Source organism: Actinacidiphila guanduensis (genome assembly GCF_900103985.1).
Taxonomy (GTDB): domain Bacteria; phylum Actinomycetota; class Actinomycetes; order Streptomycetales; family Streptomycetaceae; genus Actinacidiphila; species Actinacidiphila guanduensis.
Genome location: NZ_FNIE01000002.1, coordinates 1 through 12957 on the forward strand (window position 1 = coordinate 1; position 12957 = coordinate 12957).

At 73.4% G+C, this 12957-nt stretch carries 8 protein-coding genes; 2 read left to right on the forward strand and 6 right to left on the reverse strand.

The genetic code is table 11. The annotated features are described in order from the left end of the window. The 5 genes from BLR33_RS03310 to BLR33_RS03330 all read right to left on the reverse strand — a co-directional run. On the reverse strand, positions 1-1029 hold a 1029-nt coding region (locus tag BLR33_RS03310; RefSeq protein ID WP_093782753.1), incomplete at its 3' end, for a hypothetical protein. A gap of 242 nt (positions 1030-1271) precedes the next feature. After that, a complete protein-coding gene (locus BLR33_RS03315; RefSeq protein WP_093782754.1) occupies positions 1272-2144 on the reverse strand; it encodes a carbohydrate ABC transporter permease in 873 nt (290 codons plus the stop codon). Positions 2145-2197: 53 nt separating this feature from the next. After that, positions 2198-3145: a carbohydrate ABC transporter permease gene (locus BLR33_RS03320; protein ID WP_093782755.1), complete on the reverse strand. Its 948-nt coding sequence runs from the start codon at positions 3143-3145 to the stop codon at positions 2198-2200. An 11-nt stretch (positions 3146-3156) separates the two neighbouring features. After that, on the reverse strand, positions 3157-4497 hold the full coding sequence (locus BLR33_RS03325) for an extracellular solute-binding protein (protein ID WP_245771131.1): 1341 nt from the start codon (positions 4495-4497) through the stop codon (positions 3157-3159). Positions 4498-5167: 670 nt separating this feature from the next. Next, positions 5168-6175: a LacI family DNA-binding transcriptional regulator gene (locus tag BLR33_RS03330; RefSeq protein WP_093783230.1), complete on the reverse strand. Its 1008-nt coding sequence runs from the start codon at positions 6173-6175 to the stop codon at positions 5168-5170. Between the two features lie 310 nt (positions 6176-6485). Between BLR33_RS03330 and BLR33_RS03335 the strand changes: the two genes are divergently transcribed. After that, the gene (locus BLR33_RS03335; protein WP_093782756.1) at positions 6486-8315 is read left to right on the forward strand and encodes a glycoside hydrolase family 2 protein; all 1830 of its coding nucleotides are present in this window, start codon (positions 6486-6488) and stop codon (positions 8313-8315) included. Positions 8316-8642: 327 nt separating this feature from the next. On the opposite strand, the gene BLR33_RS03340 is transcribed toward BLR33_RS03335, so the two are convergent. After that, a complete protein-coding gene (locus tag BLR33_RS03340; RefSeq protein ID WP_093782757.1) occupies positions 8643-9521 on the reverse strand; it encodes an alpha/beta fold hydrolase in 879 nt (292 codons plus the stop codon). Between the two features lie 565 nt (positions 9522-10086). Here BLR33_RS03340 and BLR33_RS03345 point away from each other — a divergent pair. Further along, the gene (locus tag BLR33_RS03345; protein ID WP_093782758.1) at positions 10087-12555 is read left to right on the forward strand and encodes a BTAD domain-containing putative transcriptional regulator; all 2469 of its coding nucleotides are present in this window, start codon (positions 10087-10089) and stop codon (positions 12553-12555) included. The last annotated feature ends 402 nt before the right edge of the window (positions 12556-12957 follow it).

Genomic DNA, 12957 nt, shown 5'->3' on the forward strand with positions numbered 1-12957 from the left:
GCGTCCTGTGGGTTGGAGCCAGGTGGTGTTGAGGGTGCGGGCTGCTTGGTAGAGGGGTGTTTGCTGTCCGTCGGTGGTGATGAGGGCTTGGGTGTAGCCCTCGCCTCGGGCGGGGTCGGGGGTCCAGTAGGTGAAGTACTGGATGCCTTTGCAGCCGTAGGCGAGGGAGGTGTTGATCTGCCAGGCGAGTTGTGACGCGGTGGGGACGGCGTGGCCGTTGAAGCCGGTGGACTGGATGTAGGTCCAGGCGGGGATGCGGGCTGTGAGGGCGGCTTCGCGGATGATGGCCCAGGTGTCGAAGTAGGCGGTGTCGATGCTGCCGTCGGCCAGGATCGGGTACCGGTCGAACGAGATCAACGACGGACGCACCGCATTCACGAACCGCTGCACGAAGTCCGCGTACGCGCTGCCGTTCCCCCGGTTGATGTTCACGTACGGCAGCAGGCCGGGGGCGAGGCCGCGCAGGATCGCGGCGAGCGCCCCCACGGTCGGGAAGCGGGTGGCGGGCGGCTCGTCGTAGAGGCTGAAGCCGGCGAACGAGGGGTGGGCGGTGTAGGCGTCGAGGGCGGCCCGGGTCCAGGCGGTGGCGTCGGCAGTGGTGAGCGAGGACGGCACCGAGCGGTCGTCGGTCACCGTCAGGTAGTGCGCCATCGCCAGCATCCGCGGGTCGTCGGCGACCAGCACCTTCAGGCCCACCTGGTCGGCGAGGCCGAGGGCGTGGGCGGCGCTGCGGGCGTCGAAGAGGTAGTTGCCGGTGATCACGAAGGTGAAGCCGGCGTCGGCGATCTCCTGGTAGCGGGCGGCAGTGCTCTCGTACGGGGGCGGCGGCCAGAAGACGCCGATCGGGAAGTCGTCCCCGCCGGTCAGCGGCAGGCTCCCGGGCGCGGGCGGGTCCGCCGGGGCGAGCCGGCCGGCGGCGGCCGCGCGGCCGGTCCCCGCGGCGAGCATCCCGGCGCCGAGCCCCGCCCCCAGCAGCAGGGCGCGGCGGTCCACACCGCGGGACGGGAAGGGGGGCACGGGCTGCGGCACGATTGCACTTCCTTCGCCGGGGCCGCCGCCGGCGGCCGTGAAGGGCGCGCGCACGAGCCGATTACGGCCGCGTACGACGCGCCTGCGACAAAGGAATCATCCTGAACTTCGGGCATTCCGGACCTTTCGCCACGCAGGGCCCGCGGTGGCCCGGCGTAAGTAGGACAACCCGTCGGCTACGGCGGGCGGGTTGCGCCAAGGCGCGGCCGGGGCAGGCGCCTGCCCGGTGCCGCCGGGGCGCCCTACTTGATGCCGGTGGTGGCGATGCCCTGCGTGATCTGCCGCTGGAAGAGCAGGAACACGGCGATCAGCGGCAGGAAGCCGAGCACGGAGGAGGCCATCACCTCGGCGTACTGGATGTTGCTGTTGTTCACCAGCGAGGCCAGGCCCACCGGGATGGTCTGCATCTTCGTCTGGTTGAGCACCAGCAGCGGCCACAGGAAGGAGTTCCAGGAGGTGATGAAGGTCAGGATCGCCACCGTGGAGATCGCCGGGCGGCAGATCGGCATGCACACCGCCGCGTACACCCGCCACCAGCTCGCCCCGTCGATCCGCGCGGCCTCGATCAGCGGTTGCGGGATGCCGCGGAAGAAGGCGTGGAAGACGAAGACGGACACCGGGGCCGCGACCGAGGGCAGCACCAGTGCCCAGTACGTGCCGAGCAGGTGCAGCGAGCGGTACTCGATGAACTGCGGCAGCACCAGCGCCTCGCTGGGCAGCATCAGCCCGGCCATCACCAGCGCGATCACCGCGCCGCGGCCGCGGAACCGCAGGAAGGCGAGCGCGAAGCCGGCCATCGAGCAGAAGGCCACGGTGAACAGCACCGCGAGCACCGAGATCACCAGGCTGTTGAGGTACCACGAGCCGATCGGGTAGGTGTCCCACGCGTAGGAGTAGGCGTGCAGCGACCAGCCGCCCGCGAAGAGCGAGGTGGGGTGCTGGGTGATCGAGCCGTCGTTGCGCAGCGAGGTGGTCAGCGCCCAGACGAAGGGCACCAGCCAGATCAGGGCGAACAGTGTCAGGCACGTGCCGCACAGCCGGTTGAAGAGCCGTCCGCCGTCGACCGCGGACGCGCCCGTGCGGGCGGCCGGCCGCGGCTGGGTGATGGTGCTCAAGGGGTCCTCCCCTTCCGTGTGTTCGGGTGGCTCTGCCGGCTGTTCATCGGCCCTCAGGCCGCGGCGTGGGACGCGCGGCGGCGGCGCAGCCCGTACCAGGCCGCCGAGATCGCGACGATGACGACGAAGTAGACCATCGTGGCGGCGGCGCCGTAGCCGCCCCGGTACGAGGTGAAACCGGTGTCGTAGATGTACTCGATGACCGGGCGGGTGGACTGGCTCGGGCCGCCGCCGAGCAGCAGGTAGATCTGGTCGAAGACCTTCAGCGAGGCGAGGATCTGGAGGATCAGCACCAGGCTGGTGGTGCGGCCGAGCAGCGGCACGGTCAGGTGGCGGATCTGCTGCCAGGGACCGGCGCCGTCGATCGCCGCGGCCTCGTAGACCTCCGGCGGGATGTCCTGCAGGGCGGCGGTGTAGAGGACGAAGTTGAAACCGAAGGTCCACCACAGGGTCATCAGCGTCACCGCGGTCCAGCCGCCCGAGGTGCTGCCGATGAAGTCGGGCACCGGCAGGCCGACCGCGCTGAACACCTTGGTCGCCAGGCCCACCTGCGGGGTGTAGATCCACAGGAAGATCAGCGCGACCACCGAGGACGGCACGACGTAGGGCGCGAAGAACGCCAGCCGGTAGAAGGTGCGGCCGCGGCGCATCCGGCCGGCCAGGATCGCGGCGGCCAGCGCCAGGACCACCAGCGGCGGGGTGGTGAAGAGCGTGAAGAGCACCGAGTGCCACATCGCCTCCCAGAACAGCGGGTCCGCGCAGACCTTCGTGTAGTTCGACACGCCCACCCAGCCGCCCAGGCCGGACTTGACGGTGGTGGTGTTGAAGAAGCTCAGCACGATGCCGACCAGCAGCGGGCCGACCAGGAACACCAGGTAGACCAGGAGGAAGGGGGCGCTGAGCAGCAGGCCGGCCCGCCGCTCCGAGCGGGGCGGGCGTCCCGGGCGGGCGGCCGGGACGGCGGCGGCCGGGGCCGGTCGCGTCGAGGCGACGGTCGTCATGGGGCTGCCTCCTACTTCATCCGGACCGGCGGGCGGGCCGTGGTGTACCGCTTGAGGTCGCCGCGCATCGCCGAGACCGCGGCCTTCGGGCCGGTCCGCCCGGCGAGGACGTCGATGATCGTGGCGCCCACGGTGTTCTGGAAGTCCGAGCCGGCGCCGGTGTACCAGGCGACGGGGTCGTAGACCGCGCTGAAGGCGGCCTGCACGTAGTTGCGCTGCGGCGACTGGTCGAGGAACGCCTTGCTGCGCTGGGTCGGCAGCCAGGCCGGGACGTGGCCGCCGTGCGCCCAGATCGCGCTGTTGTCGAGCAGGCTCCGCACGAACAGCGCAGCATTGCGGGTGCGGCCGGCGGAGCGGCGCGGGTTGTGCGGGATCACCAGGGCGTGCGAGTCCGCGTACGCCACCGGCTTGGGGCCGAGCAGCGCGGGGAAGGGCACGACGTTGAACCGGAACCCCTTGACCAGGCGGTACGAGGGGATCTGCCACTCGCCGTCGAAGAGGAAGCCGGCCTTGCCGGTGCTGAACAGGGCGTTGGCGCCCGAGCCGTTGAGGCTGCTGGGCATCAGGCCGCCGGAGGTGAGGCTGCGCATGAAGGCGAAGGTCTCCTCCATGGCGGCGGCGTCGATCGAGATCTTCGTCCCGGAGTCGGTGACGACCGGCCCGGCCAGGCCGGAGTAGATCATGCTGAAGAACCGCCAGGCGGTGGACGGGTCCGCGGTGATCGACATCGCGGCGCCGTACTGGGCGCCGGCGTCCTTCATCGCCTTGAGCGCGCCGGTGAAGTCCTCGGCCCCGCTCATCGGCTTCAGGTCGTCGCCGGCCGCGTTCAGCAGCCCGGCCTTGCGGGCCAGGTCGATGTTGTAGAAGAGCACGAAGGGGTGGGTGTCCAGCGGGACCGCGTACACCGTGCCGTCGACGGTGGCCTTCTTCCACGCGGCCGGGGTGAAGCGGTCCGGTGTGACACCCATGCCGGTCAGCCCGGTGTCCGCGATCGGCTCCAGCAGGCCGGAGGCGGCGAGCAGCGGCAGCCGCGAGAGGTGCGAGATGCCGACGTCCGGGGGTGTGCCGCTCGCCGTGGCCAGGGCGAGCTTGGTGTAGTACGGGTTCCCCCAGCCGAGGATGGTCGCCTCCACCGAGGTGCGCGGGTACGCCTTGCGGAAGGCGTCCTCCATCAGCACCATGTTGGCGCCGTCGCCGCCGGTGAAGAGGTTCCAGAAGATCACGTCGGCGGTGTCCGGCTGGGAGCCGGTGAGGCCCGAGGCGAGCGGCGAGGAGCAGGCGGCGGCGAGGCCGCCGGACAGGGCGAGTCCGCCCAGCGCCAGGAACCGCCGGCGCGCCAACGCTCCGCTCATAAGAGCAATCACCTCGTTACGTCGGTGTGAACGGGTTCGATGGCGGGAACCTTGGCACACGATTTGCATCGATGCAATACCTCAGCCCGAAACCGGGGGCTGCGCCCCCTGGTCCGCCCACCCCCCACTCGGGGTGGCCCCCGCACCTGCCGGCTGCCGCCGCGATGAGCTATGGGGCGGCTTCTCGCCGTAGGGGTTCGCCGACGCTGCCGCCTGCAGGGCCCCTCTGGCTGGTCGCGCAGTTCCCCGCGCCCCTGAAAAACCTCGCCCTTCGCGCGCAGGGCGAGGACCTCAGGGGCGCTGGGGGTACCCCCAGGCGAAGCTCTGGGGGAGGGACTGCTCCCCCAGAGGGGGTACCCCCAGAAGAGACCACCGGCCTCAGGACGGCATCGGACCCCCGTGAGGCAGACGGGAACCCGAAAGGGGCGCGGGGAACTGCGCGCGACGAGCCAGGCACCGGGCGGAGGTCCGGGGACCCTCGGAACCCGGCAGACGGGGCGGGCTTTTCAGGGGCGCGGGGAACTGCGCGCGCAACCGGCCACCGGGCGGCAGACGGCGACGACACGGGAGCCCAAGCGGCGAGAAGCCGCCCCGTAGCCCAATCGCCGCGGCAGGCGGCGACGAAACAGGAACCCCGACGGCGAGAAGCCGCCCCGTAACGAGGTGGCGGCTAGGTCGGGGATCCCGGGCGAGCCCGGAGGGAGGACGCGCGGACGACCAGCCGGTACGGCGTGGCCTCCTCGCGGGGGGCCACGCCGGCCGCACCCTCCTGCTCCGCGAGAAGCGACAGCGCGCGCTCGGCGATCACGTCGAGGTCCGGCGCGATCGAGGTGAGCGGCGGATGCGTGTACGCGGACTCCTGGATGTCGTCGATCCCGACGACGGCGACGTCGTCGGGCACCCGCACCCCGGACTCGTCCAGCGCGGCCAGCGCCCCCACCGCGAGCGCGTCGTTGAAGGCGAAGATGCCGTCGGGCAGCGGCCCGCTGCCGTCCAGGAGTTCGCGGACGGCGGCCCGGCCGTGCTCGCGGGTCCAGTCCTCGACCGGCACGACCAGCCAGTTCACCCGCCGGATCTGCGCGGCCGACAGCGCCTGGCGGTAGCCCTCCGTCCGCTGCCGCCCGTTCTCGCTGCCGTTGCGGCCGAGGGCGACGATGCGGCGGCAGCCCTGCTCGACCAGGTGCCCCACCGCCGTGCGGGCGGCGGCCACGTTGTCGATGCCGACCCGCGGGAAGCGGTCGCCGACGCTGTGCTCGCCCAGCATGACCAGCGGGAAGTCGGCGGCGCGGGCCGCGTCGTCGTCGGCCGGCACGGTGAGCGCGCTGAGCAGGACCCCGTCGGCCACGTTGGTGAGCCCGCCGGACAGGATCCGCCGCTCCACCTCGGGGTCGCCGGCCGTGGACTCGACCAGCACCGTGATCCCGCGCCGGGCGGCGGCCGAGATCACCGCCTGGGCGAGCTCGGCGAAGTAGGGCTCGGCGAGGAAGGGCACGGCGAGGGCGACGAAGCCGGTGCGGCCCGAGCGCAGGCCGCGGGCGAGGTAGTCCATCCGGTAGCCGAGTTCGTCCAGCGAGCGCTGCACCCGCTCCCGGGTCGCCGGGCTGACGTGCGGATATCCGCTGACGACGTTGGAGACGGTCCGCACGGACACCCCGGCGTGCTCGGCCACGTCCCGCATCCGCACCCTGGCCACCGGCGGCTCCTTTTTTTCTCGGGTTTTTCTCGGGTTTTTCTGGGTTGTCCGTGGGGTTCCATGGGGCTCGCGCCCGGGCCGCGCGCCGCGGCGGCCTCCGGCGCCGCCGGGTCCCGTCGGCTCCCCGGAGTCTGCCGCACCGCGCGGCCCCGGCCGGCCCGTACGCGCTCCGCGCGCATGCCCGAGCCGCCTGCCCGCCCTTGCATCGTTGCAAAGGATCACTCATGATGTCAGGGCTTCGATTATAGGAATGTGTCGGCGCCGGAAAAGTGCCTGCAGGGCAGAAGGAGGGTCCGTGAGGGCGAGCGAGCAGGACGGGACGTATCCGAGGCCGCTGCTGTGCCGGCCCGGCTGGCAGAGCCTGGACGGCGCCTGGGAGTTCGGCTACGACGACGCGGACACCGGCGAGCGCGACGGCTGGTACGCCCCCGGCGCCGCGGCCGGCTTCGACCGCACCATCACCGTGCCCTTCCCGCCGGAGGCCCCCGCCTCCGGCGTCGGCGAGACCGCCCCGCACCGGATCGTCTGGTACCGCCGCGGCATCCCGCACGAGGTGCTGGCCGCGGCTCCCGGCACCCGCACGCATGTCCACTTCGGCGCCGTCGACCACCGGGCGCGGGTCTGGCTCGACGGCCGGCTGGTCGCCGAACACACCGGCGGGCAGACGCCGTTCACCGCCGACATCACCGACGCGCTGCTCCCCGGCGCCGAGGAGCACGTCCTGGTCGTGCGCGCCGAGGACGACCCGGAGAGCCTGGTGCAGCCGCGCGGCAAGCAGGACTGGCAGCCGCGGCCGCACGCCGTCTGGTACGAGCGGACCACCGGCATCTGGCAGAGCGTGTGGGCCGAGAACGTGCCCGCGCAGCACATCGCCGACCTCGCCTGGACCCCGGACCCGGCACACGGGGTGCGCGCCGAGATCACCCTCGCCCGCCCACCGGCCGGCCCGGTCGCCGTGGACGTCGTGATCAGCCTCGGCGAGCGGGTGCTCGCCGAGAGCTCCACGGTGCTGCGCACCGCGCGCGGCCGCTTCGACGTCCCGATTCCCGCGCTGCGCAACGGAATCGACCGCGAGGACCTGCTGTGGCGCCCCGAGCGGCCGACGCTGCTGGACGCGCGGGTCACGCTCCGTGACCCGGCCGGCACCGATGTCCTCGATACGGTCGGCAGCTACGTCGGAGTGCGCAGCGCCGGTGTCGGCGGCGGCCGCTTTCTGCTCAACGACCGCCCGTACTTCGTGCGTTCGGTGCTCGACCAGGGCTACCGGCCGCAGACCCTGCTGGCCAACCGCGGCACCGAGGAACTGCGCCGCGAGGTCGAGCTGATCAAGGCGATGGGCTTCAACGCGGTGCGGGTGCACCAGAAGGCGGAGGACCCTCGCTTCCTGTACTGGGCCGACCGGCTCGGCCTGCTGGTGTGGGGCGAGACCGCGGCCGCGTACGAATTCGGCGCCGACGCGGTGGAGTTGCTCACCCGCGAGTGGCTGGAGCTGGTGCGGCGCGACCGCAGCCACCCGTCGATCGTGACCTGGGTGCCGATCAACGAGAGCTGGGGCGCCTCGGACATCCCGGCCGACCCCGCGCAGCGCCATTACTCCATCGCGCTCGCCAACCTCACCCGGGCGGTGGACCCGAGCCGCCCGGTGATGTCGAACGAAGGGTGGGAGCACACCGACAGCGACATCCTCGGCGTCCACGACTACAGCGCCGACCCCGAGGTGCTCACCCGGCGCTACGGCGACGCCGCCGCTTTCGCCGAGGTGCTTGCGGGCCCCGGCCCGCAGGGCCGCGTGCTGGCGGTCACCGAGCGCCAGCTGGAGCGGTACGCGGCCGGTGAAGCGCCGCTGATGGTCACGGAGTTCGGCGGACTGTCGCTGCGTGCCGACGCGGGCGACTTCACCTACACGCGGACCAGCTCGGACACGCAGTACGCGGCGCTGCTGGGCGACCTCTTCGCCGCTCTGCGGTCGGGGACGGCGGTCGCGGGCTTCTGCTACACGCAGTTCATGGACACCGCCCAGGAGACCAACGGGCTCCTCTTCAGCGACGGTTCGCCGAAGCTGCCGATCGCGGTGATCCGCCGGATCGTGACGGGTGAGAAGGAGGAGCCCGCCGAGGAGGCGTGAAGCGGCCTGCTTTCCGGGTGATTTGAGGATCCCTTGAGGTCGTATGACGCATGTGCACCCCGCTTGACCGGCGTTGACCTGGCCCGGGCCAAGGGAGGCCCGGGCTCCGGGTGTTGGCGACGTGGCTCTGAAGTAGGCTCGCTGTGACGGGGGTTCGGGTTCACGACGTGAAGTAGGGCGATTTCCTTGATGGTTGGGGTGCGGGGTGTGAAGTCCGTTTCTGGACGCGGGAGTTGGTGGCCGCTGTACGAAGTGGCGCAGCCTGCACGGCCGTTGGTGGCAACACCGTGAACCAGCCCTTGTCCGCGGCCTGTTCGACCCGCCGGCTCAGCGGGCGAGCAGGTCGCGGAGCACCGCGGTGACCTCGGCGGGCGCCTCCTCGGGCATGAAGTGGCCGCGGTCGAGGGTGAGGTGGACGAGGTCGCCGGACCACCGCTGCCACAGCGCGCGGGCGTCGTAGCCGAGGGCGGCCCCCCAGTCCTGCTGGATCACGGTGACCGGCATCGCCAGCCGGGCGCCGCGCTCGCGGTCGACCAGGTCGTGCGCGAGGTCGATGGTCGCCGAGGCGCGGTAGTCCGCCACGATCGAGGGCACCGCGGCGCGGCTCGCCCGCAGGTATTCCGCCCGCGCCTGCGGTCCGATCGCCTCCGGGTCCCGCGTCCAGGCGTCCAGGAAGTACCCGAAGAAGTCGTCGGGGGCCGCGGCGATCATCTTCTCGGGCAGGCCGGGCGGCTGGGCCATCAGGTACAGGTGGAAGCCGACGGCTGCCGCGGTGCCGTGCAGGGCGTCCCACATCTCCGGTGTGGGCAGCACGTCGAGGCATCCCAGGTGGCTCACCCGGTCGGGGTGGTCCAGCCCCGCCCGGAAGGCGACCAGCGCCCCGCGGTCGTGCCCGACCAGGGCGAAGCGTCCGAAGCCGAGGGCGTCGGCGAGCGCCACCACGTCGGCGGCCATCGTCCGCTTCGCGTACACCTCCGGCCCGCTCGTCTCGGGCTTCCCGCTGCCGCCGTATCCCCGCAGGTCGGGGCAGATCACGGTGTGCTCGCGCGCCAGCTCGGCGGCGACGTGCCGCCACATCAGGTGGGTCTGCGGGAATCCGTGCAGCAGGACGACGGGGCTGCCCTCACCCCCCACGGCCACCCTGAGCGCGACGCCTTCGGCGACGTCCACGTGCCGATACGCGAAGCCGGGGATGCGGGGTTCCATGAGGTTCTCCTCGTGACGGGGTCCGGGTGAGGAGCCTGCCGCGGCCGAATCAGTGCCGAATCAGTCCCACCCAACCGCCCAAAGGGGCCGCACCCCTCCGCCCCGGACCTTCCCCCGTCCCGGCGGGCCGCGCAGTTCCTCCCCCAGAGGGGGCATCCCGCCGTAGGGGTTCGCCGCCGTGGCCGACTGCCGCGCCATTGTGGCTGGTCGCGCAGTTCCCCGCGCCCCTTTCGGGTTCCCGTCTGCCCGACGGGGGTCCGATGCCGTCGCAAGGACGGTGGCCTCTTCTGGGGGTGCTGCCCCCTCTGGGGGAGCAGTTCCCCGCGCCCCTGAGGTGCTCGCCCTGGGCGCGAAGGGCGAGGTTTTTCAGGGGCGCGGGGAACTGCGCGACAAGCCCAAAGCCGGGCTGGGGGCGGGAACGCGCAGAAGCACCTACGGCGAGTAGCCGTTTCTTGGGGGCGCGAGGAACTGCGCGGCCAGCCCAAAGCCCGGCTGCGGCCCGGGGCGGACGCGAACGGCCCACCCCGACCCGCTCCGTAAAAAAGAGTGCGGCAGGGTGGGAGGCATGGCGCAGCCAACCCTCGGGGTTCTGGGAGCCGTCGTGGCCTGGGGGCACGACGGGGCCGAGCTGGGGCTCAAGGGGAAGCGGCAGCGGGCGGTACTGGCGCGGCTGGTGGTCGCGCGGCGCCGGGTCGTACCTGTGCGGCGGCTCGTCGCGGAGTTGTGGGCGGAGCCCGGACCGGGAGCGGTGGGCGCCCTGCAGACCTTCGTCGGGGAGCTGCGGAAGGCGCTGGAGCCGGACCGTCCCCCGAGAGCCCCGGCGAAACTGCTCGTCACGGAGGGCCCCGGATACGCCTTGCGCCTGGCGCCCGACGCCGTGGACGCCTGGCGGTTCGAGGACGCCGTCGCGGCAGCGGCGAAGGCACCGCCCGAGCAGGCACGCGAGCGTCTCACCGAAGCGCTGGCGCTCTGGCGCGGCCCCGCCTACGCCGACTTCGCACACGAGGAGTGGGCCCGGGCCGACCGCTCCCGCCTCGCGGAACTGCGGCTGCGCGCCGTGGAGGAGCGGGCCGGGGCCCAGCTCGCGCTCGGCCTCGCCGCCGAGGCCGTACCGGACCTCGACGCCCACGTCGCCGAGCACCCCTGGCGCGAGGACGCCTGGCGGCTGCTGGCGCTCGCCCTCTACCGCTCGGCCCGGCAGGGCGAGGCGCTGGCCGTGCTGCGCCGGGCCCGCGAGGCCCTGGTCGACGGGCTCGGCGTCGATCCCGGCCCGGCCCTGCGCCGGCTGGAGGCGGACGTCCTCGCCCAGGACCCGCGCCTGGACGAGCCGCCGGGGGCCGCCGCGCGGGCGGCCCGCCTGTGGACGAGGGCCGCCGAGGCGTACGACCGTGCGGTCGCGGCAGGCGCCCGGGCCCGGCTGGAGTCCACGGTCGGCCTCATCCGCAACCTCGCGGTGACCGGCGGCGACGGCCTCGCCGCGGCCCGCGAGCACCGCCTGCCGGCGATCCGCGCGGCCGAGGAGTTCGGCGACCCCGTGCTCACCGCCCGGGTGATCGGGGCGTACGACGTCCCCGCGATCTGGCCGCGCAGCGACGACCCGGACCAGGCCGCGCAGATCGTCGCCGCGGCCGAACGCACCCTCGCCGCGCTCCCCCGCACCCCCGCACACACCGCGCTCCGCTGTCGCCTCCTCACCACGATCGCCCTGGAATCCCGCGCCACCCCGTCCACCCCCACCCCCGAAGAACCGAGCCCGGCCGCCCAAGAACCGAGGCCCGCCGAGCCCCACGGACCCGAGCCCGAAACCTACGGCTCCGCGCCCGACGCGCTCCTCGGAAAGGACCTCGCCCCCACCCCCGAGCAGTCAGCACCGACCGACCCCCACCACACCCGGCCCGAGCCGCGCGGCTCTACGCACAAGCCGAGCCCCGAACGCGCCCCCATCCCCGAAGAACCGGGCGCGGCCGAGCCCCACGGCACCGCACCCGAAACACACGGCTCCCCGCACAGCGCGGACCCGACGACCGCGCCCGCCACCGCCGAAGAACCGGTGCCCGCCGAACTCCGCAACGCCCCGCCCCCAGCACGCGGCTCCGCGCGCGACGGGTCCGCTGCCGATCCCGCGGCGGCCCGGGCGCGCGGTCGCGGAAGCGAGCCGTCCCGCGGGTACGGAGGCGAACCGTCCAAGGGTGGGCCGGGCGGGGCGGGTTCGGGTGAGGGGCGTGCGGGGTGGGCGGCTCGGGAGGCCGAGGCCATCGCGCGGCGGCTGGACGATCCCGCGTTGCTCGCTTTCGCGCTCAACGGTGTGTTCGTGCAGTCCTGCGGGCGGGCCGGGCTGGCCGGGCGGCGGGACGAGGTGGGGGCCGAGCTGGTCGGACTCGCCGCGCGGTACGGCCTGGTGACGTACGAGGTGCTGGGTCACCTGATCCGGATGCAGGCGCGGTCCGCGCTGGACGACCTGCCCGGCGCGGACGGGCACGCGGCGGCGGTGGACGCGCTCGCCGAGCGGTACGAGTTGCCGCTCGCGGGCGTGTTCACGCGGTGGTACCGGGCGATGCGGGTGGCTGCGGGCCCCGATGCGGGGGCGGCGGAGGCGGCGTACCGCGAGGCCGCGGCGGCGCTGGCGGGTTCCGGGATGCCCGGCGTCGAGCGGGGACTGCTCCCCCTGGCCCTGCTCAGCCTGCGGCTCCGCCCCGGGTCCTTCGCGAGCGCCGTGCCGTACCTGCGGGCCGACCACGACTTCGGGCCGTACCGACGCTGGGTGGAGCCGCTGCTGCGGCTCGCCGCCGGGCGGACCGGGCAGGCGCGGGCCGCGCTCGACGCCCTGCCGGAGCCGCCGGCCGACCTCTTCTACGAGGCCCTGTGCTGCCTGCAGATCGCGGCCGCCCTCGAACTCGGCGCGCTGCCGCGGCTACGGCAGGCACGGGACCGTCTGGCCCCAGCCGCGGGCCAACTCGCGGGCGCGGGCAGCGCGGTCCTCACCCTGGGCCCCGTAGACGCCTGGCTCGCCGCCGCCGACCGGGCCCTCGGCTGAGCCTCGCTTCCAGAGCCTCGCCGCAGCACCCCGGAGCCGCGTCTCGCCATCACCTCCACCACCGGCAACGGGTCCACCTCGCCCTCGCCGTTCCCAGCCGCAGGCCGGTCGGTGGCTTTGGGGGTGCCCCCGGCGCCCAGGGGTGTACGGAGCCCGCTTCGAGCACGAAGGGCAAGGTCAGGGGCGCTGGGCGTACCCCCAGGCGAAGCTCCGGGGGAGGAGCCGCGCGACCAGCCACAACGTCCCCGCAACGGCAACGGCACCCGCGAGGCCGGGGCGGACAGGCTGCCGTCAGTGCCACCCAACCCCCGCAACCGGCGACGGCGTGCCGGAGGCAGGCGGGTGCCGTCAAGAAGTCGTGAGCACCCACAGTCTGCTCGGCCGTGCTCCAGCTGTGCGCGG